The sequence below is a fragment of the Bacillus sp. SB49 genome (assembly GCF_000469135.2).
Lineage (GTDB): Bacteria > Bacillota > Bacilli > Bacillales > Halobacillaceae > Halobacillus.
This window is the reverse complement of the sequence record NZ_CP048117.1, coordinates 607,229-629,506: the sequence shown is the minus strand read 5'-3', so window position 1 is coordinate 629,506 and position 22,278 is coordinate 607,229. Positions and strand designations below refer to the sequence as shown.

Sequence of the window (22,278 nt, the reverse complement as noted above, 5' to 3'; positions counted from 1 at the left end):
GAACAAAAAAACCGCCCGGTACACCCGGACGGTTGCTCTCCTTTATTTGTAGACATGGACAAACGGCTCTTCGTCTCCTGCTTTCTTAACGATCAAGCTTTCCGGTTCGTCCAGGCTATGAATGTTCACCTGCACAGAGTAGTGGTCCGGGAACATCTCATTTACAAGACTATACACGTACTGCGTAAATCCGACCACTTCCGATTCGGATTGGAATTGAATCGGTATTTCGATGGTAATATCATGCAGTTCGCCGTCTTTGTAAAATCCATTTCCGATCATTCCGACGAAGTTAGGGAAGTAATTCGATACCTGCGTACGGAATTCAGAGAAAATCTGGGATTGATCGAAGTGCTCCTTCTCTGCCTCACTTGATGGGAAGAGGACATGTTCTTCGTCGATATTATCCCAGCTACCGACACTACCCGAAGAACCTTTGACATAGGTCTTCGCAAGGAACTTACCGGGAACTTTCGAACTCGCTTCCTCTTCTTCGTAAATAGCGAAGACGACAGGAACATCCTTGAGCTCTTCTTTGGCACGTATGCGGGTCAAGATTTCATCGGCATATTCTTTCCCTTTTTGAAGCAGCTCTTCAGTGGAGTGATCCTCTTCGAAGTTCTTTCCTTCCGTTGTGAACTTATAAACGGTACGGAGAGAGATACCAATGGTGACACCCTGCAGTTCGACGACGTTGTCGTCTTTCTGCACTAAGTAGTCCTGCTCAATAATATTGGAAATGTACCGAGGGCTTTCACGGAAATCCTCTTCCGATGCTTCATCTTCGTTCAATTCCGGATTCAAGCCTTCTTCTTTATCAGCGGACTTCCTGCTGAGCCAATCTAACAATGTCTGATCAGTGAGGTACTGTCCCGGCTGGAAATAATAATCCTCCGGATCGTAATATTCCTTGGAATGACGGCGCAGTCCGCTCTCAAATTCATCAATATCGAGCCGGTTCCCCATCTGGTTCGTCGTGATTCCTCTTGCTGATGAAACTTTCGGGCTGCTTTCTGTCAGAATCATCCGGTAGTCCTCGTCGGACATCGAGTAGTTCGGGACAATTGCTGCCTGGTTGTTCGTTTCGTCTGTCGTCTCCTGAATGACTTCTTCCTGATTATCAAATACAGGTGTACACGCGCTCATAAACAGAACGGAACTCAACAATAGTGCGTGCATCTTCCTCATGTTTCCACTCCCTTATCTTTAACAAGCGACAGGCCCGGACACGGGCCATGACGTTCTTCCTTCAGGATAAAGCGCTGCGAAACTGTGCTTCATCCCAAATTTCAATCCCCAAATCGGATGCTTTTGTGTACTTGGAACCCGCATCTTCCCCTGCAATCAGCAGATCGGTTTTCTTACTGACACTTCCGGTGACACTGCCGCCGAGTTCTTCCACGAGCTTCTTCGCCTCAGATCTGCTGTAGTGCTCCATTTTTCCTGTCAGGACGATTGTTTTGCCCGCAAATGGTGAATCTGCCGGCTGATCGCTTTTCTTCGCGCCTAAGTATTCCATGTTCAATCCTAATTCTTTCAGATCATCAATCAATTCGATGACGTGTGGTTCATGGAAGTAGCTGGCAATCGAATCAGCCATCTTACTGCCGATCTCCGGCACTTGCTCCAGCGTTTCGACATCTGCTGCGATCAACGCATCGATGTGCTCGAAATGCTGGGCGAGGGTGCTTGCCGCTTTCGATCCTACATAACGGATTCCAAGTCCGAATAACAGCCGCTCCAAAGAGTTCTGTTTCGATGCTTCCAAAGCGTTCAATAGATTCTGTACCGACTTCTCCCCCATACGCTCCAACTGAAGGAGCTCTTCCTTGTCCAGTTTATATAGATCCGCGATATTGTGGATGAGGGACTCCTGGAAAAGCTGAGCGATCACCTTTTCCCCAAGGCCGTCGATATCCATAGCATTACGGGAAACGAAATGGATGAGTCCTTCACGAAGCTGAGCCGGGCAGTTCGGGTTGATGCAGCGCAGTGCCACTTCTTCATCCAGACGGACAAGCTCACTGCCGCACTCCGGGCATGTATCCGGCATCTGGTAAGGCTCTTCTTCCCCTGTTCTCTGCTCTGTCAATACACGCACCACTTCTGGAATAATGTCGCCGGCTTTCTTGATGACGACGGTGTCCCCGATCCGGATGTCTTTTTCCTTGATCAGGTCCTCGTTATGGAGCGAGGCACGCTGTACGGTCGTTCCTGCAACTTTGACAGGCTCAAGCACAGCCGTAGGTGTCACTGCGCCCGTGCGGCCGACGCTCAATTCGATATCTTTCAGCTTCGTAACCGCCTCTTCTGCCGGGAATTTATAAGCGGTGGCCCAACGCGGGCTTTTTGCTGTAAAGCCGAGGGTATCCTGCTGATCCAGACGGTCTACCTTGATGACGATGCCGTCAATTTCATAATCCAAATCAGGTCTCCGTTCGACCCAGCTGTGAACATAGTCGATTACTTCCTCGATATTGTTACATTTTTTCCATTCTGGATTCGTTTTAAGTCCATAGTCCTTCATTCTTTCCAGTCGTTCGCTGTGCGAGCTTGTCGGGTCTTCTTCCCAGACACCGACTCCGTAAAGGAAGACGTCCAAGTTCCGCTTGGCAGCAACCTTCGGATCAAGCTGACGGAGTGATCCTGCCGCTGCGTTCCTTGGATTGGCAAACGGTTCCTCACCATTTGCCTCTTTCGCTTCGTTCAGACGGATAAACGACTGCTTCGGCATATAGGCTTCTCCGCGAACCTCCAGTGTGACCGGCTCTTTCAAGCGAAGCGGAATGTTCTTGATCGTACGAAGGTTATTCGTTATATCTTCCCCTGTCGTACCATCCCCCCGGGTTGCCCCGCGGACGAACACCCCGTTTTCATACTTAAGGCTGACGGCAAGACCGTCTATTTTCAATTCACAGACATAGCTGACTTCTTCTTCTGTCCCGTTCCTTACACGACGATCGAAATCACGTAATTCCTGATCGTCGAATGCGTTCCCGAGGCTGAGCATCGGAATGTCGTGCTGCACCTTCCGGAAGGCGTCGAGAGGTTCGCCCCCAACACGTTGAGAAGGCGAATCCGGAGTCTTCAAATCGGGAAACTCCGCCTCTAAGTCCATCAACTCCCGCATCTTTTGATCATACACGGCATCCGGGACACTCGGTGTGTCCAACGTATGATACTCGTAGCTGTATGTTTCCAGTTCTTGTCTTAAAGCCTCTATGCGCTGCTGCGCTTCCGCTGCGTTCATGCTTTTCACTTCCTTAAGCTTTCGTTATCGGAGCAAACCGGGCTAACAATCGTTTAATGCCTGTCGGAGCAGGGAAAGCAATGTCCAGTTCCATGGAATCTCCTTCTCCCTGAACCTTCACAACTGTCCCTGTCCCCCACTTCTTATGCTCTGCTTTATCACCAGGCTGCCAGCCGATCTTCTCTCCACCAGTCGACCCTGGTTTCTTCTTCGCCGCCCGTTTCTTCGGTGCAGGCGCAGCCATCGGTTTCGAACCAAACGGCATACTCTCCCTCTTCTTGTTGAAGAACGGAAGCTCTTCCTTCTCTTCTTTTCCATCCAGAAGGTCATCTGGAATTTCGCCGATAAAGCGGCTGACCGGGTTCATATTCGTCCGGCCGTAAAGCGTCCGCATTTTCGCATGAGAGAGGTAAAGTTCCTTCTCTGCCCTTGTAATACCGACATACGCGAGACGGCGCTCTTCTTCCATCTCCGTTTCATCCATCAGCGCACGGCTGTGAGGGAAGACATTCTCCTCCATCCCGATCAGGAAGACGACAGGGAACTCCAGGCCTTTGGCAGAGTGGAGCGTCATCAGTGTGACCGTGTCATCACTATTAGGGTCTTCATTCATAGAATCAATATCCGCAATAAGCGCCAGGTCAGTCAGGAATGCGATCAGAGTCTTGTCCTCTGCACTCTCCTCGAAGTTCTTGGTAACGGATTTGAATTCTTCAATGTTCTCGAGTCGGCTCTGTGCTTCAATACTTTTCTCGTTCAGCAGCATCTCCTCGTACCCGGTTTTGTCGATTACTTCCTGAACCATATCGGTGGCGGACAGAAACTCCTGCTGACTCGTCCAGTTCTGGATCATCTTCCGGAAACCGATGATCGCTTTTGCCGCTTTTGCACTGACACCGACGAAGTCGACTTCCGCCGCCGCTTCATAAAGCGAAATGTCATGATCCGCTGCATACGCAAGCATCTTATCCATACTCGTTTTCCCGACGCCGCGCTTCGGTTCGTTGACGACACGCTGGAAGCTGAGGTCATCATTCGGGTTCGCAATCAAACGGAGATAGGCGAGCATGTCTTTGATCTCTTTCCTGTCATAGAACTTCGTGCCGCCGACCATTTGGTAAGGGACGCCTGCTTTCACAAACGTTTCCTCGATGGTACGGGACTGGGCGTTCGTCCGGTAGAGGATGGCGATATCCTTGTAGCGGTATCTGCCTTGCCGGATCAGATCCTCGATCTTATCTGTGACGAACAGTCCTTCTTCCCGTTCCGTTCCAGCTTGATGGTAACGGATCTTTTCTCCACCTTTGTTGTCTGTCCACAAATGCTTCGGTTTGCGGCCGCTGTTGTTGTCGATTACATTGTTGGCAGCATTCAGGATCGTCTCTGTCGAACGGTAGTTCCGCTCCAGCAGAATGGTCCGGGCTGTCGGATAATCCTGTTCGAAGTTCAGGATGTTCTGAATATCCGCTCCGCGCCATGCATAAATGGATTGGTCCGAGTCACCGACGACACAGAGGTTCTCATAACGGCTCGCCAACTGTTTGACGAGTTGATACTGCGCATGGTTCGTATCCTGATACTCATCGACGTGGATATATTGAAAACGGCGCTGGTAATATTCCAGCACTTCCGGTACTTCATCAAACAAACGAAGCGTCTGCATAATCAAGTCATCAAAATCGAGCGACTGGTTCTTTTTCAGTTTCTTCTCATAGCCTTTATAAATTTCAGCGATCTGCTCTTCATGGACGTTTCCTGCCTGTCGTGCATAATCAGCAGCCGTCATCAGCTCGTTCTTGCTGTTACTGATCGCACCAAGCATCGCCCGCGGGTCCCATTTCTTTGGATCAAGGTTGATTTCCTTCAGCACCTGTTTGATGACAGAAAGCTGGTCGCTGGAGTCAAGGATAGAGAAATTACGATCATAACCGATCCTGTCGATGTCCCTTCTCAACATCCGTACACACATCGAGTGGAACGTGGACATCAGTATCTTTTCTCCATCCTGACCGACAAGCGATTCCACACGTTCTTTCATTTCACGTGCTGCTTTATTAGTAAAAGTAATCGCCAGAATATTTCTAGGCGCTACGTCTTTTCCGCTGAGTAAATAAGCAATGCGGTGTGTCAAAACACGCGTCTTTCCACTTCCGGCACCTGCCATGATTAAAAGCGGCCCTTCTGTGTGAGTAACCGCATTCCTTTGTTCTTCGTTCAAGCCTTGAATCAATGCGTTCAATGCCTGTGTCATAGGGGTCCACCATCCTTCAATGTATTGTTTTCACTGCTTCGACCGTCCCGATAGCAGATTCCATATCTTCATAAATCACATTACCGACGACGACGATATCGGCATGGGATGCCATCTCTCCGGCCTGTTCCGCCGAACGTATGCCCCCGCCGTATATCAGCGACGTCTTTTCCAATCGTTCTGATACTTGTCTAACCAGATCAGGATCGCCGTACATCCCGCTGTACTCCATATAAAAAAACGGCAGTCGGAACATATGCTCCGCCATCTCTGCGTAGGCAAGCACATCTCTGTCCTGCGGCATGGTGCAGTTAGTCCGCTGGAATACTTTGGCCTCCGGATTGAGAACACAATACCCTTCCGGCATCATATCCTCCCAAGCGATGGCATCCGCATATTCCACAATTGCCTGGTGCTGCACGTCAATCATCCATTTCTTATCCTGGCTGTTCAACACCATCGGGATCAAGTATTTTTGAAAACCCGGCGCAATCGCTTCAATATCGGAAACTTCCAAATACACAGCTATATCATACTGCTGTACCCGGTCCTGAAGATCCGTTACATTCTCAAAAGTCACTCCATCCGTTCCGCCGATGATGATCCCATCCGTTCCCGACGTACAGACCTTCCTCAACGCATCCTCCGACAAATCTTTGTTTGGGTCAAGCTTGAACATATGATGGCACGAGCGTTTTTTGTACATTTCCGTCCTCCAAAACAGTTATCCATTCACTCATTATAGCAAATTTTGAAGCGTGGGTTGAGTGTTTCCACAGGGAAAATTGTCGACTCCGTGACATCAGGACATACAAAAAGCCGCCCCTTAAAAGAAGAGGCGGCTGTAAAGGCTGTCGGGAAGCTCTATGTCATAAAAAAAGAAACCATCCCTTCCTTTTTGGATGGTTAAGTAAAAAGAAAGGAAACTATGTGAGCCTTCCCTTCATGGGAAGGTGGATTTACTTGATTACGTGTGGCAGCAGTCTGGATGACGTGAACAACATCGTGACGAGACCGACACTCATGATCGTCATAGCCGAAAGGAGCAGCGTTTCCAGGGAAAACAGGTAGCCGCTCGCCCCAATGATCAAGGCGTCCAGCAGAAGAATGATAAAGCCGACATTGACTTTAAACCAGTCTGCAATCATCTGCGCAAGGAGGTCGGTCCCTCCGGTACTGGTATGATGCCTGAGCATTAACCCGATTCCTCCCCCGACAAGAGCCCCGCCGATGATCGAACTGATCACCGGGTCGAGAGGCAGATGATAAAAGCGGAGACCGCTGAACAAATCAATGGAAAAAGAGGAGATCAACAATCCATGGAGGCTGTTATAGAAGTAGGGACGGTAAAAGAACCAGGCAAGCAGAAAGATGGGAATACTGCAGCAAATTATCGTCAGCCCGACCTGCAGTCCCCATATGTAGTTAAAAATCATACCAAGACCAATGATCCCCCCGTCCAGCACATGATCAGGGATGAGAAATAAGTTGATACCGACGGATAGAACCAAGCTCCCGATCACGATCATCATCCCTTTTATCCACATCTCTCTCATCTCCCCGTCCCCCTCCTCTAATACAGTCTATGCCTGTCCGGAATAGGTTAGAAGAACGAGAGCGAACCTCCCTACATCCTTTTTATCAGATTGTACCACGCGACTCCACCATGGACGGAATTTGACCTTCCACAATGGACATAACCAAGCTTCTCATAGAAAGATATCAGCTCTTCTTTGCACGTCAAGGTGACTCCCTCCCTTCCATTTTCCTTCGCCAGCCGCTCTATCTCATGGAAAAGGGAAGCAGCGATCCCCTGCCTTCTTGCTTGTTCAGAAACGGCGACACCGAGAATTGCCTGATACCCTCCGCGCGATGGATTCGTTGTAATTCTTTCAAACAAATCATCTGTAATGAACGGGTTGTCTATGACAGGGCCGTTGATGTAGCCTAGAACGACTCCTCCTTTTTCTGCTACCAAAAAGGTATCCGCAATTAAGTGGATCCGTTCCAGCATTGCCTGCTTCGTTGCAGCTTCTCCCTCTGTAAACCCTTCTCTTTCAATCGTCATCAGCGAATCCAAGTCCGTCTTCCGGACATTACGTATTTCCATGACTGATCCCTGCTCCTTTTGAATAAAAAAAGCTGCCGGGTTGTCGGCAGCCTTTCTCCTTTATTCTACATGTTTCGCCTGAACACGGTCGAGTGCCTTCGTGTAGGCATCGTTCCCATAGTTCAAGCAGCGCTTCACGCGAGAAATCGTCGCTGTGGAAGCTCCTGTTTGTGTTTCAATTTTATGATACGTGTACCCTTCTCTCAGCATGCGGGCAACTTCCAGCCGTTGTGCCAGGGACTGGACTTCATTCATTGTTGCAAGATCATCAAAAAATTCATAGCATTCTTCGAGGTTCTGCAGGGACAGCACCGCTTCAAACAGCTGATCAAGCGTCTTCCCTCTCAGTTTATCGATCTGCATTCCCGTTTCCCTCCTTAATCAAAACGGACCTCCACCGATGACGGGATGATGTTCACCCACGTTTTCCCCGGCAGGAAAGCAAGTGCTTTGCCGTCCGCAAAGGGGAGGAGGCGTCCGTCGATATTTCTCCATTGTATTTCTTTCCGGATTCCTTTTTGCAGAAGCCAGCCGTCTCCACCGGACTTCAAATCGACTGCACGCCGCCCTTTCGTATCTATTACTTTATGGCCGGCACGGATGACCAGGACATTTTCGACCCCGATGGCAGTTCCATCCGCCGCATCTATCGTCGTTTCTCCATCACTTGAGCGCTGGAAAAAGCCGGATCGCTCTTTCCAATTAAATAGAACCTGCTGCGCCTCCGCATATCTAATGGCCATTCGATTTACCGGCTTCCCGTCCAGTTCCTGCTCAGAATCAAACGGCAGCGGTTCGTGTCTCTTGAAGGAGGTATATCCTTTATTTGAGGCAGCTTGCAGTATCCCATCTGTGATTAGATAGGAGTTGTGGGGCGCTTTCCTATCTGAAGTACGCTGGAAGAGCCAGCCGTTGTTATCGTAGATGGAACCGTTCAAGTAGGACACACCGCTCGTCGTCACTTGCTTCTGGATGGCAGTGGATGCCCCGTGATAGATATAGAGAGCATTCCACCCATCCGCAAGTTCAAGAAAGTAAGGCCTTGCACTTCGGACCGGACCTATTGTATCAGGAATATCACTGTGGAACAAAGCTAGGAAGCGAGTGATCGACCCTTCCGCCAGCGCTTCATAGACGACATCCGCCTTACTGAGCCCTGCTTGGGGTCTTGCATTCTGATGGTTGTTAATCATGACAGCTACAATTGGATCGTTCTGTTGATCCGGATTGATTTCTCCTGTCAACGGGAAAACGGTCTGCTCTCCTTCATTGATAATCACTCGTTCATCGTCCGCCGTCTGGTCTGTCACGGACCCTTCCTCTCGATCAACTCCGAACCAGCCGCAGGCAGCCAGCAGCGTGAGCACAAGTAAGAAGGTAAGTTTTCTCATGGAAGCACTTCCCTTTGTCCTATATTCCCTCTTCTATTTTAACGCATTATAGAAGGAAAGAGTACCTCTTTCTTTTTCACATCCATAATTCCAAGCGGTGTAATGCGGATATACGGCAGGTGCATGGATGATAGGAAAAGCAAGGTGTACACCGGGTCCGAAAAGGAAAACCCGTGTTCGTTCAAGCATTGTTTCATCCGTCTCTCCTCCTTCATTAAGTGCGGCAAAGGAAGATCAGACATCACCCCGCCCAACGGCAGTGAAAGCTCGAACAGAACTTCTCCTTCATTAACAAATACGATACCGCCGCCGATTTCATTCATCCGTTGGAATGCTTTTTTCATATCGGTCCTTGATTTACCAATTACGAGGATATCCCCGGTATTGCTGAACGAGCTGACCAACCCGCCAAGGGACTGTGTGAATCCTTTCAGCAGAGTGTTGACCATCCATTCGCCATCTCTGTCCATCAACATGATGAATGCTTCCTTATTCTCATCAGACAAACGCTCCACGGAAGCATCCGTATCTATCGCATATGGTTTCATAATAACGTCATTGACCAGTTCAAGCCCGATCGGCATGGAGAACTGCATGTCCTTATCCGCGAGCTCCCAGTCGAGGGAAAGCTTCTCTATCCCGTTCTTTTCCCACGGAATCTCGATGCCTGTCGGGACAACCTCTCCCTCTTTCTTCACCCACTCCCCTTTGGCGATGACGGAGTGAGGGGTCGGATCTTTAGGATCTCTAAGGAAATTAAGGTGGGCGGCACGTCCTGCATTAAGACTGCCGACCCTGCTTTCGATTCCGAAGTGCCTCGCAGCCTGATACGTGGCCATCATATAGGCATCAATTTCAGGAACGCCCGCTTCTATAGCAATTCGAATGCACATGTTAATGATCCCCTCCTCATAAAAGCCGGGGGTGGATCCATCCGTCGTAAACATCATGTGGTCATACTGGGTATGCCCCATTTTCTCAAGTCCCTGTAAAATGTCAGGAAGATCCGGACGTATCGAAGAATAACGCAGCCCCGTATGGTAGCCGATCGACAGCCGGGTAATGACGTCCTCCGCCGTCATGGATTCATGCTCAGAATCCATCCCGAGGAGACGCATCTTCACTAACGTACGCTCCGATGCACCTGGAAGATGGGCTTCCAGCGGCTTCCGTGATCGTTTCGTTTCCTGCATCCAGTGCAGAATCTGCTCATTTCTTTCATATAGCACATCCGGCCAGGCCGTCAATTCCCCGCCCTGAATGACCGCATCATGCTCAATCCAATCCAGCACCTGTTCGTCGAAAGACTCTCTGTCTTCCTCCCTTAAAACCGTCTGAGGATCGAAGCGCGCCCACCAGTACATGGTTGCAGGAAGATGCATGAACTCTTCCAATAAAGAAAACGCTTTCTTCTTTTCAGTTAAAAAAAGCCACATAAGGTTATCATTGATCAGCGTGGTCGTACCCGTCTCCGCTGCATATTCAGCAAGGGTCTGGGGATTATATAATTGAAACGGATGGGCATGCGGCTCGATATAGCCCGGGACGATATAACTGTCCTTCCCATCGATGACTTCCGTATTTTCCATATTGGAAGGGAGCTCCTTACCCGTATAAATGATTCGGTCTTCGTAAATCCATATATGACCTGTCATCCATTGCTTTAAATAGACGTTCAGGTACGTAGTATTTTTTATCAATTTCGTCGGTGCCGCGTCACCGTCCAAGACAGATGCATGTACTCGCAACTGGCGGTTCCGCCACCGGAATCGTGCTTCATTCATGGAGGATCCCTCCCTTAATCAGATTATCTATTATCGTAACACAGCAGAAGCCATACTTGTAAGGAGGAGCTTATATGAGACAAAATATCGGCACAATTAACAGCATGATACGTATTGCGACAGGGTTGAGCATGCTCACCCTTCTCACAATTCGCGGATCCAGAGGTCATGGATCTTCCCATCCTTTTCTAATCGCTCTCGCATCCATGAAAGTAGCAGAAGGCATCGTGCGTTACTGCCCGATGGTTGAAGCAATCGAGAAGATGACCGTCGAAACAGACGGCAAAGAAGAAGGCTGGCAGCAAAACTTCCCTAAATAATCAACAAAAATGAAGAGCGGAAGCATAAGCTCCGCTCTTATAAGTAAAGGATGAGAATAATGGACTTCATGGAATACTTTACAGACGTAGGTTTCGTCATCGTAACCGTCATCGGCACAATTGCAGCCCTCTTACTCGTCGCTTCCAGAAGAAGACGTGATCGATGATCTGCCAATATCACGGCGATAGAAAAAATCTTCATTTGCATGTAACGGACGCAGCGCTTCATAAGCACAATCAAGCGCACGTGAAAGGTCATTCCCCTTGCTGCCAACAAGCAGGACACGTCCTCCGTCCGATACATAGGTTCCGTTCTCAAATGCTGTACCTGCATGGACAAGGAAGGCTGAATCTGACGTTTCGAGTGCAGGAAGCGGGCGCCCTTTCACATATCCCCCCGGATATCCGCTCGATGCGACGACAACTCCTGCACACGATTCTTCCGACCATTGAAGTTCGGGGTCTTTTCCGTCCATGACATCCAAAAACACCTGCTCCAGGTCATTCTTCAGCAAAGGCAGGACCACCTGGGTCTCCGGATCTCCGAAACGAGCGTTAAATTCAATTACTTTCGGTCCTTTGTCTGTTTCGATCAGTCCGGCATAAAGAATTCCCGTAAACGGACGTTCTTCCTGGACCATCGCTTCAGCGACCGGACGTACAATCGATTCCACAGCTGTATCATAGGAAGACGAGGCCAGTCCCGGGACGGGAGCGAATGCCCCCATACCTCCTGTATTCGGTCCTTCATCCCCGTCGAATGCCCGCTTATGATCCTTTGCAGGAATCATTGGATAGACGTTCGGACCGTGGACGAAGGCCATCAAGGAGAATTCATCCCCTGCTAAAAACTCTTCCACAACGATTTCACTGCTTGCTTCTCCGAACTGCCCTTCGCCGAGCATGGAATCGGCCGCTTCCAACGCTTGTTCCAGCGTTTCGGCGACAACGACACCTTTTCCAGCAGCCAGGCCGTCTGCCTTGATGACAATCGGAGCGCCTTTTTCTTTAATGTACGCTTTCGCTTCCACCAGGTCGGAGAAAGCCTGATATTCCGCTGTGGGAATATCATATTTGTCCATCATCTGTTTCGCGAAATGTTTACTTCCCTCGATCAGCGCCGCATCCTTGGTGGGTCCGAATACTTTCAGGTCATTCGCTTGAAAATGGTCGACGATCCCTTCAAGCAAAGGAACTTCCGGACCTACGACTGTCAGATGAATGTCGTTTTCCTTCGCAAAAGAAACGAGGGCATCATGATCCCCTTCTTCAATCGCCACGCAGACGGCTTCTTTCATACCGGCGTTACCGGGAGCTGCGTAAATTTTCTCTGTCTGTTTACTTGCTGCTAATTTTTGAACAAGGCTGTGTTCACGGCCGCCCCGTCCGATTACCATGATATTCATCGTCGTCCATCCTCCCTTGTTCTTAGTGCTTGAAATGACGCATGCTTGTGAAGACCATTGCGATGCCGTGTTTATTGCAGGCATCGATCGAGTCCTGGTCACGCTTCGATCCACCCGGCTGGATGATAGCAGTAACGCCTGCTTCAGCTGCCGCTTCTACCGTATCCGGCATAGGGAAGAACGCATCAGAGGCGAGAATACTGCCTTTTGCTTTTTCACCCGCTTGTTCAAAAGCGATTTTGGCTGCGCCTACACGATTCATTTGTCCGGCACCTACTCCAAGGGTACGATCCCCTTTCGCTACTACGATGGCATTCGACTTCACGTGCTTCACGACCTTCCAGCCGAGCTTCAAGTCTTCCAGCTCCTGTGCAGATGGTTCCCGTTCCGTCGCTACTGTCAAATCCACCCCGTCAAGATTCCCTTCATCCGTATCTTGAACAAGCAGTCCACCGTTGACGCTCGTCAGCTTGTGCGCAGGACGATCGGATTTCTTCAGATCGATTTTCAAGAGGCGAAGGTTTTTCTTCTTCGTAAGGATTTCGAGCGCTTCCTCACTGAAAGAAGGAGCGAGAATGATCTCCAGGAAAATCTCTTTCAGCTTCGCTGCTGTATCAGCATCGACTTCAAGGTTCAAGGCGACGATTCCACCAAAAATGGAAACCGGATCCCCTTCGTATGCTTTGGTGAAAGCATCGTATAGATTCTCCCCTACTCCGACGCCGCAAGGATTCATATGTTTGACAGCTACAGCAGCCGGCTGGCCGAATTCAAGAACCACTTCCAATGCAGCATTAGCATCCTGAATGTTGTTATAAGAGAGCTCTTTTCCATTCAGCTGTTCCGCATTCGCAAGCGACGTCCCTTCCGCATTAGCCTGCTTATAGAACGAAGCGGTCTGGTGCGGGTTCTCTCCGTAACGCAGGGATTGTACTTTCTCATATGTTACGGTGTATGTCTCCGGATAAGCTTCCTCTGTAAGTTCCGAGAAGTAACCGGCGATCATCGCGTCATAATTCGCCGTATGGCGGTACACTTTCGCAGCAAGCCTGCGACGTGCTTCATAAGAAAGGCTGTCTGCTTTAAAGCCTTCGATCACCGTATCGTAATCGGAAGGATCGACAACGACAGCGACGTCTGCAAAGTTCTTCGCCGCCGCGCGGAGCATGGTCGGGCCCCCGATATCGATATTTTCGATAGCATCCGCCTCGGTCACTCCCTCTTTAGCGATCGTTTCCTTGAAAGGATACAGGTTGACTGCGACGAGATCGATCGTTTGGATATCCAGCCCATCCAACTGTTCCATGTGGTCGGCGTTGCCGCGCTTGGCAAGGAGGCCTCCATGGACCGCCGGATGAAGCGTCTTGACACGTCCATCCATAATTTCCGGGAAATTCGTCACTTCAGAAATAGACAGGACAGGAACCCCTGCTTCTTCGATCGCGCGCTTCGTTCCACCTGTGGAAACAAGCTCGTAATCTAGTTCGTGGAGTTGTTTAGCGAAATCAGCCAAACCTTCTTTATTGGATACGCTGAGTAGGGCACGTTTTTTCATTTGGATTCCTCCTTGGTGAATAATGACTCGATGACTTGCGGGTATAAGCGGTGTTCGACCGCCTGAATTTTCCGTTTCACTTCTTCCGGTGTATCGTTGTCTTCGATCGTCACCGCCTCCTGGGCGATGATCGGGCCTGTATCCATTCCGTCATCAACGAAATGGACGGTCACACCAGTCACTTTTACCTTTTTATCTATCGCCTGTCCAATGGCATCCTTACCGGGAAAAGCAGGAAGCAGGGACGGGTGGATATTGATGATCCGTTTCTCATATGGCTGAAGCAGCGTCGGGCCGACGAGACGCATATAACCAGCAAGAATGATGTAGTCAACGCCGCGCGAACGACAGTCTTCCAGCAAGGCGGCTTCATAGGCTGCTTTATTTTCGTAGACTTTTGGGTTGAAAACAATGGTATCCACGTCGTGACGCTGCGCTTTCTCAATGACAGGAGCGCCTACTTTGTCACAGACAAGCAGCTTGATGTCTGCATGGAGGGTTCCATTTTCGACGGCTTCGACAATGGCATCGAAGTTCGATCCTGTTCCGGAAGCAAAGACGGCAAGGTTGATCATGTCCACTGCACTCCCTCTTCGCCTGTCACTCGTCCAATGATGACACCATTTCCGATAGCTTCCGCTGCCTTCTCTGCGTCCGCTTCCGAAACGATGGCAATCATACCGATTCCCATATTGAAGACCCCGTACATTTCATCGGCAGGAATGTCTCCTTGTGCTTGAAGGAACGGGAAAATCGCCGGCACGTTCCAGCTTCCTTGGTTGATTGCTACACCCAGGCCTTCCGGAAGCGCTCTTGGAATATTCTCATAGAAACCGCCGCCGGTAATATGGGCAAGTCCTTTGATGCTCACCGCTTCCTTCAGCTGTTTGACAGCTTCGACGTAAATGACGGTAGGAGTTAGTAATACTTCCCCAAGCGGGCGGTCGAATCCTTCATAAGTTTCCTGGAGACTCAGCCCCTGATTATCGATAATTCGGCGGACAAGCGAGAAACCGTTGGAATGAACCCCAGAGGAAGGAAGGCCGATGATGACATCCCCTGCTTCTATTCCTTCTCCGGTGATCAGCTTCCGTTTATCTGCCATTCCTACAACAAAGCCGGCAAGGTCATATTCTTCTTCCTCATACATGCCGGGCATTTCTGCCGTTTCCCCGCCAACGAGCGCAGCGTGCGACTGCTGGCAGCCATCCGCGATGCCCTTGACGATTTGTTCGATGCGGGCAGGCTCATTCTTTCCACAAGCGATATAATCAAGGAACAAAAGCGGATCTGCTCCTTGTGCCGCGATATCGTTCACACACATAGCCACGACATCGACACCGATCGTATCATGCTTGTCCATTTCAAAAGCGAGCCGAAGCTTCGTCCCGACACCGTCCGTTCCAGTGACAAGGACGGGCTCTTCATAACTCATTCCGCTGATATCGAACAACCCGGCAAAAGAACCGAGACCGCCTATCACTTCCTTGCGCATCGTTCTGGCTACGTGCTTCTTCATCCGTTCGACCGCTTCATAACCAGCTTCGACGTCGACTCCTGCCTGTTTATAGGATTCACTCATCATTCTGCCTCCTCATCGTCACGCTTTCTCATACGGGTGGACCGTATTAGGATATATTTCTGTAGGATAATTGCCTGTAAAGCAGGCCATACAGCCGCCATGCTCCAGCGATTCATCCCCCTGATAGATGCTGTCGTTCAAACCATCCACGGATAGAAAAGCGAGACTGTCAGCCCCGATCAATTTCTCCATTTCTTCTACAGAGTGGTTTGCCGCAATCAACTCTCCACTGTTCGAGGTGTCGATTCCGTAGTAACATGGGTTCTCAATCGGCGGAGATGCAATACGGACATGCACTTCCTTCGCTCCTGCTTCTTTCAGCATTTTTACGATCCGCCGGCTTGTCGTACCCCGGACGATGGAATCATCGACCATGACGACACGTTTCCCTTCGACAATACCTCTTACAGCAGACAGCTTCATCTTGACCCCTTGTTCCCGCAGTTCCTGAGTCGGCTGGATGAACGTACGACCGACATAGCGGTTCTTGATCATACCAAGCTCATAAGGAATGCCGGACGCCTCTGCATATCCGATGGCAGCAGAAATACTGGAATCCGGTACTCCTGTTACGACATCCGCTTCGATGGGTGCTTCCTCCGCCAAGGCTTTCCCCATTCGTTTCCGTGATGCATGGACGTTTTTACCGTCCAGATTACTGTCCGGACGAGAGAAGTACACATATTCCATGGAACACAATGTACGTTGAATCGGGGCAGAGAAACGCTTCGTCTCTACTCCTTCATCAGAGATGATCAGCAGTTCACCAGGCTTCACTTCCCTGTCGTATTGGGCTCCGATCACATCAAACGCACACGTTTCCGAAGATACGACCCAAGCATCACCAAGGTGTCCAAGGCTGAGAGGGCGAAGGCCACGCGGGTCATTGGCAACGAACATCTTGTCTTCCGTCATCACAAGGAACGCGTAAGCTCCCTTGATCATGGACAATGCCTCTCCAATAGCCTGGTCAAGCGGGAGATGGCGCGCTCTCTTGATCAAGTGGGCAACTACTTCTGTATCGGAATTGGTCTGCAGAATGCTCCCTTGTGCTTCCAGCTGGCTCTTCAACGCGTGGGCGTTGACCAGGTTTCCGTTATGGGCAAGCGCAAGCCCCCCTGTCTGAGAACGGAACATCAGAGGTTGGATATTCTCATATGCACCATCCCCTGCAGTTGCGTAACGGACGTGCCCGATGGAGGCGTGTCCTTGCAAGTCTTCCAGCTGATTTTCGGAAAAAACTTCATTGATCAATCCGTGTCCTTTAGCAAGCTTCAGATGGTCTCCGTCTGTTGTGACGATTCCGGCGCCCTCCTGACCGCGGTGCTGCAAAGCGTGCAAACCATAATACGTCAGTTGGGCGGAGTCCGGGTGGCCCCAGACTCCGAAAATGCCACATTCCTCATTTAAGCCTTTGATTTCACCAAGCATGGAATAGCTCCTTTCCAAGTATCCTTCAACGTTGTTGTCTGCTCTTCCACTACGATTCGATCCTTATTGCTTACACGGTAGATGCCGTCCTCCGTCACTTTTCCGATCCGGACTGCGTCATTCACCGATTGTTCGAACGCATCTTGCTGCTCAGGACTTACAGTTACAAGGAAACGGGACTGCGTTTCTGAGAACAAGGCTGCAAGGACATCCCCTTCTACCTGGACATCACAACCGAGTTCCTGATCGAAAAGCTTCTCTGCAAGAGCGACCGCAAGACCACCTTCTGCCAAATCATGAGCAGATTCGATGAGACCTTTTTGAATAGCGGATAGAAGAGCGTTCTGGCGCTTCGCTTCCACTTCCAGATCAAGCGCCGGCGCTTTGCCGAAGTGCTTTCCTTCCAACATCCCCTGCAGTTCACTTCCACCGAATTCCGGCTTCGTCTCCCCGATGACATAAAGGAGATCGCCTGCTTTCTTAGCGTGGGACTGGGTGATGTGAGCTACATCCTCAATCAGGCCGACCATGCCGACGATCGGTGTCGGATAGATCGCTTTGCCACCAAATGATTCGTTATACAAGGAAACGTTCCCTCCGATGACCGGTGCGTTCAGGACGCGGCACGCTTCACTCATGCCGTCGACGCTTTTCTCCATCTGCCAGAAGATTTCCGGATTTTCCGGAGAACCAAAGTTCAATCCGTCTGTGATTCCCAACGGACGACCACCGGAGCAGATAATGTTACGGGCTGCTTCAGCAACAGCGATTTGTCCGCCGACTTCCGGATCGACATAGATATAGCGGGAGTTACAATCCGTCGTCATTGCAAGAGCCTTCTCTGTTCCACGTACACGCAATACGGCTGCATCGGACCCTGGAGCGACGACCGTGTTTGTCTGTACCATCGAGTCATACTGATCGTAAACCCATTCCTTGCTTGCAATCGTCGGCTGTTTCAACAGACTTTTCAGCGTTGCTGCATAATCGTCGACGACAGGCGCGTAATCGTCCATTGCCTGAAATTCTTCGTAATACGTCGGTTTCTTCGACGGCTTATGATAGACTGGAGCGTCTTCGGCAAGAGAATCGACAGGCACGTCAGCGACGACTTCTCCTTTATGTTCCAGGCGGAAGCGCTTCGTATCCGTGACTTCTCCGACAGCGACAGCTTCCAGATCATACTTACGGAATACTTCCGCTATCTCGTCTTCCCGACCTTTTTCTACGACAAGAAGCATGCGTTCCTGTGACTCGGACAGCATCATTTCATAGGCTGTCATGTTCTGTTCCCGCTGCGGGATAAGGTCAAGGTTCATCGTCATTCCCGTACCTGCTTTACTCGCCATTTCACTGGCAGAGGAAGTGAGACCGGCTGCTCCCATATCCTGAATCCCGACAAGCGCGTCATGGTGAATGACGTCAAGGCAGGCTTCGATCAGCAATTTCTCCATGAATGGGTCGCCTACTTGGACAGAAGGGCGTTTTTCTTCGGACTCTTCCGACAATTCTTCTGATGCGAATGTCGCTCCGTGGATCCCGTCCCGGCCGGTCTTCGCACCGACATACATGACCGTGTTACCGATTCCGGCTGCGATCCCTTTTTGAATATCTTTATGATCAATTAAACCAACACACATGGCGTTCACAAGTGGATTGCCGTTATAGGCATCGTCGAACTGGACTTCTCCACCAATGGTCGGTACACCGACACAGTTTCCGTAGCCCGCGATTCCGCGTACGACTTCTTCAAACAAGTATTTCACACGAGGCTGTTCCAATGAACCGAAGCGCAAAGAGTTCAGAAGCGCAACCGGACGGGCACCCATGGAAAAGACGTCCCGAAGAATCCCTCCGACACCTGTTGCAGCGCCCTGATACGGCTCGACTGCAGAAGGATGGTTGTGGCTTTCAATTTTGAAAACGACGGCCTGATCGTCACCGATATCGATGATGCCGGCTCCTTCCCCGGGACCTTGCAGCACGTGAGGGCCTTCTGTCGGGAATTTCCTTAGAAGCGGTTTTGAATTCTTATAACTGCAGTGTTCGGACCACATGACCGAGAACAAACCGATTTCTGTATAATTCGGACGGCGTCCCAGAATGGTTTTGACCGATTCATATTCTTCATCCGTCAGACCCATTTCCGCATAGACGCGCTGTTCTTCAATCGTTTCCGGGGTGATCTCAAGCATTGATGGCATGGTGTTCCCTCCAGTGTGTAAGAATGGATTCAAATAAGCGCAGACCGTCATCGCTGCCAAGCAGCGCTTCCACTGCCCGTTCCGGGTGCGGCATCATACCGAGGACATTCCCCTGCTCATTCATAATGCCTGCGATATCCCCTACAGAGCCGTTCGGGTTCTCTTCATAAGTAAAGACAATCTGATTATTTTCGCGCAGCTTCGCATATGTTTCTTCATCACAATAATAGTTTCCTTCGCCATGAGCGATCGGAATCTGGATTTTTGCTTTCTCTTCATAGTGGTGGGTGAAAAGGGTATCTGCATTTTCCACAGTCAGTGTTTCATAATGGCACATGAACTTCAGGCGTTCGTTCGCGAGCATCGCACCTGGAAGCAGCCCCATCTCAAGCAGGACCTGGAATCCATTACATACACCGAGAATCGGTTTTCCTGCTTCGGCAGCTTCACGAATTTGTTCGACAATCGGAGCCGTAGAAGCAATCGCTCCGGAGCGAAGGTAATCTCCGTATGAGAATCCTCCTGGCAGAAGGATGGCATCATAGTCTGCTAGATTCGCTTCCTGGTACCAAACCAAGTCCGCTTCCTGCCCCAAACCGTCCTTGACAGCGTGGTACATGTCACGGTCACAGTTGGAACCTGGAAAAACAACGACAGCAAATTTCACGTCAGCCTACCTCCTCGATCGTGTACGTATAGTTCTCGATGACAGGGTTGGCAAGTAGTTGATCACACATCTGATCGACCTGCTGATCCAGATTCTCCGAGTCTTCTAAAAGGACCTCCATGTATTTACCGACGCGTACGTCCTGGACATTGTTATATTCCAAAGACTTCAATGAGTTCTGAACAGCCTTTCCTTGTGGATCTAAAACGCCCTCTTTGAGTGTGATGTGGATCTTTACTTTGCGCATACGTTCTCCTCCAGTCGTTGTAGTATGTTCTCATAAACCTCGATCAGGCTGCCGATTTCTTCCCGGAATACGTCTTTGTCCATTTTCTGACCTGTTTTGATATCCCATAAGCGGCATGTATCCGGTGAAACTTCGTCCGACAATACGATTGTCCCGTCCGGCAGACGGCCGAATTCCAATTTGAAATCAGCGAGTTCCAAGCCTGCGGATTGGAATAATGCAATCAATTGTTCATTAATAATCAGGGCTTGTTCTTTGATGAATGTGAGTTCTTGTTCTTTGACGTCTGTCAGATGATAGGCATGAACGTCGTTGATTAGTGGATCATTCAATTCGTCCTTTTTGTAGAACAGTTCGATGATCGGCGGGTGGAAGCGCGTCTTCTCTTCAATACCGAGCCTTTTCGTAATACTTCCGGCTGCTTTGTTCCGGACCACGACTTCCAGTGGAATGATCGTCGTGCGCTTTACCAACTGCTCTGTATCGTTCAGCGCTTCAATAAAGTGGGTGGGAATTCCTTGCTTATGCAAGTATTGAAAGACTTTAGAGGTGATCAAGTTATTCAGGCGGCCTTTGCCTGCAAACTCGCTTTTCTTTTTACCGTTGAATGCTGTCGCATCATCTTTATAGGATAAAACCAGACGCTCCTGGTCATCAGTCGTCACATACACACGTTTCGCTTTACCTTCATACAATAAGGAACCTTTCATGAAGAACACCTCACTCATGGGGATTGGCCGGGGATGTCCTCGACATCCCCGGATAAAACAGTTTACTTACAGACCGATACGGTCGAAAATACGATCCACTTGCTTCAGGTGATGCTTGTAATCGAAGCAGGCATCAAGCTGGGATTCAGACAGGGCAGCCGTAATCTTCTCATCCGCCTCAATCAGCTCACGGAACGGTACTCCACGCTCCCATGCTTCCATCGCTTTCGGCTGGACAAGGTCGTATGCTTCTTCGCGTACCATGCCTTCATCAATTAATGTAAGCAGCACACGCTGGGAGAAAATCAAGCCGTACGTTTTCTCCATATTTTCCTGCATACGATCAGGGAATACCGTCAAGTTCTTCACGATATTTCCAAAGCGGTTCAACATGTAGTTCAAAGCAATCGTGGCATCCGGCAGAATAACGCGCTCTGCAGAGGAGTGGGAAATGTCCCGTTCATGCCAAAGAGGAACGTTCTCAAATGCTGTCAACATGTGTCCGCGGATCACACGTGCCATCCCTGTCATGTTTTCGGATCCGATCGGGTTACGTTTGTGAGGCATAGCAGAAGAACCTTTCTGTCCCTTGGCAAAGTACTCTTCCACTTCCCTTGTTTCCGTCTTCTGGAGACCACGGATCTCTACAGCGATCTTCTCGATGGATGTTGCAATCAAGCTCAGTGTGGAAACGTAATGAGCGTGACGGTCGCGCTGAAGTGTCTGTGTAGAAACAGATGCCGAATCAAGGCCCAGCTTCTCACATACATAAGCTTCTACGAAAGGATCGATGTTCGCATACGTTCCAACTGCGCCGGAAAGCTTTCCGACTTGAATATGCTTGATTGCAAGGTCCAGGCGCTCCAGGTTCCGTTTCATTTCTTCATAGTAAAGGGCAAGCTTCAACCCGAACGTCGTCGGTTCTGCGTGGACCCCGTGCGTGCGACCCATCATGACCGTGTGCTTATGTTCCTTCGCTTTCTCACCAAGGATTTCGATGAAGTTGACAAGGTCTTTACGAATGATCTCATTCGCCTGCTTCAATTGGTAAGAGAGTGCCGTATCTACCACGTCTGTAGATGTAAGTCCGTAGTGCACCCATTTCCGCTCATCGCCGACCGTCTCGGACACAGCACGTGTGAACGCTACGACATCGTGACGTGTTTCCAATTCAATTTCATGAATACGCGCGATATCAAAGGAAGCTTTCTCACGCAGTTTCTCTACATCTTCTTTCGGGATGACTCCAAGCTCACTCCAAGCTTCACAGGCAAGCAGCTCGACTTCCAGCCATGCTTGATAGCGGTTTTCCTCTGTCCAAATGGCGCCCATTTCCGGTCTTGTATAACGTTCTATCATCGTCTTCCTCC

Annotated in this window: 21 protein-coding genes; 2 read left to right on the top strand and 19 right to left on the bottom strand. The window is 49.9% G+C overall.

The annotated features are described in order from the left end of the window. Positions 1 to 42 precede the first annotated feature (42 nt). From M662_RS03210 to M662_RS03170, 9 genes are all read right to left on the bottom strand, one after another. On the bottom strand, positions 43 to 1,188 hold the full coding sequence (locus M662_RS03210; RefSeq protein ID WP_008636356.1) for a CamS family sex pheromone protein: 1,146 nt from the start codon (positions 1,186 to 1,188) through the stop codon (positions 43 to 45). 61 nt (positions 1,189 to 1,249) lie between these two features. Next, on the bottom strand, positions 1,250 to 3,250 hold the full coding sequence (gene ligA / locus M662_RS03205; protein ID WP_008636357.1) for an NAD-dependent DNA ligase LigA: 2,001 nt from the start codon (positions 3,248 to 3,250) through the stop codon (positions 1,250 to 1,252). Between the two features lie 13 nt (positions 3,251 to 3,263). After that, a complete protein-coding gene (pcrA, locus tag M662_RS03200) occupies positions 3,264 to 5,501 on the bottom strand; it encodes a DNA helicase PcrA (RefSeq protein WP_026578737.1) in 2,238 nt (745 codons plus the stop codon). Positions 5,502 to 5,517: 16 nt separating this feature from the next. Further along, positions 5,518 to 6,207 (bottom strand): heptaprenylglyceryl phosphate synthase, encoded by a 690-nt coding sequence (locus tag M662_RS03195; protein ID WP_026578738.1) that lies wholly within the window; start codon positions 6,205 to 6,207, stop codon positions 5,518 to 5,520. 253 nt (positions 6,208 to 6,460) lie between these two features. After that, positions 6,461 to 7,057: a YitT family protein gene (locus tag M662_RS03190; RefSeq protein ID WP_008636374.1), complete on the bottom strand. Its 597-nt coding sequence runs from the start codon at positions 7,055 to 7,057 to the stop codon at positions 6,461 to 6,463. A gap of 71 nt (positions 7,058 to 7,128) precedes the next feature. After that, entirely contained in the window at positions 7,129 to 7,611 is a 483-nt protein-coding gene (locus tag M662_RS03185; RefSeq protein ID WP_008636376.1) for a GNAT family N-acetyltransferase, read from the bottom strand. A 60-nt stretch (positions 7,612 to 7,671) separates the two neighbouring features. Further along, the gene (locus tag M662_RS03180) at positions 7,672 to 7,974 is read right to left on the bottom strand and encodes a YerC/YecD family TrpR-related protein (RefSeq protein ID WP_008636379.1); all 303 of its coding nucleotides are present in this window, start codon (positions 7,972 to 7,974) and stop codon (positions 7,672 to 7,674) included. Positions 7,975 to 7,988: 14 nt separating this feature from the next. Further along, positions 7,989 to 9,002: a DUF3048 domain-containing protein gene (locus M662_RS03175; protein ID WP_026578739.1), complete on the bottom strand. Its 1,014-nt coding sequence runs from the start codon at positions 9,000 to 9,002 to the stop codon at positions 7,989 to 7,991. Positions 9,003 to 9,040: 38 nt separating this feature from the next. Next, positions 9,041 to 10,786: an adenine deaminase C-terminal domain-containing protein gene (locus M662_RS03170; protein ID WP_026578740.1), complete on the bottom strand. Its 1,746-nt coding sequence runs from the start codon at positions 10,784 to 10,786 to the stop codon at positions 9,041 to 9,043. 74 nt (positions 10,787 to 10,860) lie between these two features. Here M662_RS03170 and M662_RS03165 point away from each other — a divergent pair, with 74 nt between their 5' ends. Then, positions 10,861 to 11,106, top strand: a complete 246-nt coding sequence (locus M662_RS03165) for a YgaP family membrane protein (RefSeq protein WP_026578741.1) — start codon at positions 10,861 to 10,863, stop codon at positions 11,104 to 11,106. A 59-nt stretch (positions 11,107 to 11,165) separates the two neighbouring features. Next, positions 11,166 to 11,273, top strand: coding sequence for an EYxxD motif small membrane protein (locus M662_RS19670; protein ID WP_328700171.1), 108 nt, complete (start codon positions 11,166 to 11,168; stop codon positions 11,271 to 11,273). Here M662_RS19670 and purD read toward each other — a convergent pair. The 10 genes from purD to purB all read right to left on the bottom strand — a co-directional run bounded on the left by purD (position 11,238) and on the right by purB (position 22,267). After that, entirely contained in the window at positions 11,238 to 12,512 is a 1,275-nt protein-coding gene (purD, locus tag M662_RS03160; RefSeq protein ID WP_026578742.1) for a phosphoribosylamine--glycine ligase, read from the bottom strand. The two genes, M662_RS19670 and purD, sit on opposite strands and share 36 nt — an antisense overlap. Positions 12,513 to 12,534: 22 nt before the next feature. Then, positions 12,535 to 14,067, bottom strand: a complete 1,533-nt coding sequence (purH, locus tag M662_RS03155; RefSeq protein WP_026578743.1) for a bifunctional phosphoribosylaminoimidazolecarboxamide formyltransferase/IMP cyclohydrolase — start codon at positions 14,065 to 14,067, stop codon at positions 12,535 to 12,537. Next, positions 14,064 to 14,642 (bottom strand): phosphoribosylglycinamide formyltransferase, encoded by a 579-nt coding sequence (gene purN / locus M662_RS03150; protein WP_008633546.1) that lies wholly within the window; start codon positions 14,640 to 14,642, stop codon positions 14,064 to 14,066. Before purN ends, purH begins: the two co-directional genes overlap by 4 nt. Continuing rightward, complete coding sequence (gene purM, locus M662_RS03145) at positions 14,639 to 15,649, bottom strand: phosphoribosylformylglycinamidine cyclo-ligase (RefSeq protein ID WP_026578744.1); 1,011 nt, start codon at positions 15,647 to 15,649, stop codon at positions 14,639 to 14,641. The genes purN and purM overlap by 4 nt, the downstream gene beginning before the upstream one ends. An 18-nt stretch (positions 15,650 to 15,667) precedes the next feature. Continuing rightward, positions 15,668 to 17,080: an amidophosphoribosyltransferase gene (gene purF / locus M662_RS03140; protein ID WP_008633552.1), complete on the bottom strand. Its 1,413-nt coding sequence runs from the start codon at positions 17,078 to 17,080 to the stop codon at positions 15,668 to 15,670. After that, positions 17,056 to 19,284 (bottom strand): phosphoribosylformylglycinamidine synthase subunit PurL, encoded by a 2,229-nt coding sequence (gene purL / locus M662_RS03135; RefSeq protein WP_026578745.1) that lies wholly within the window; start codon positions 19,282 to 19,284, stop codon positions 17,056 to 17,058. The genes purF and purL overlap by 25 nt, the downstream gene beginning before the upstream one ends. After that, a complete protein-coding gene (gene purQ / locus M662_RS03130) occupies positions 19,268 to 19,951 on the bottom strand; it encodes a phosphoribosylformylglycinamidine synthase subunit PurQ (protein ID WP_008633556.1) in 684 nt (227 codons plus the stop codon). The genes purL and purQ overlap by 17 nt, the downstream gene beginning before the upstream one ends. Before the next feature lies 1 nt (position 19,952). Beyond that, the gene (purS, locus tag M662_RS03125) at positions 19,953 to 20,198 is read right to left on the bottom strand and encodes a phosphoribosylformylglycinamidine synthase subunit PurS (RefSeq protein WP_008633557.1); all 246 of its coding nucleotides are present in this window, start codon (positions 20,196 to 20,198) and stop codon (positions 19,953 to 19,955) included. After that, on the bottom strand, positions 20,186 to 20,908 hold the full coding sequence (gene purC, locus M662_RS03120; RefSeq protein WP_026578746.1) for a phosphoribosylaminoimidazolesuccinocarboxamide synthase: 723 nt from the start codon (positions 20,906 to 20,908) through the stop codon (positions 20,186 to 20,188). Before purC ends, purS begins: the two co-directional genes overlap by 13 nt. A 66-nt stretch (positions 20,909 to 20,974) precedes the next feature. Further along, complete coding sequence (purB, locus tag M662_RS03115) at positions 20,975 to 22,267, bottom strand: adenylosuccinate lyase (protein WP_008633561.1); 1,293 nt, start codon at positions 22,265 to 22,267, stop codon at positions 20,975 to 20,977. Between the last annotated feature and the right edge of the window lie 11 nt (positions 22,268 to 22,278).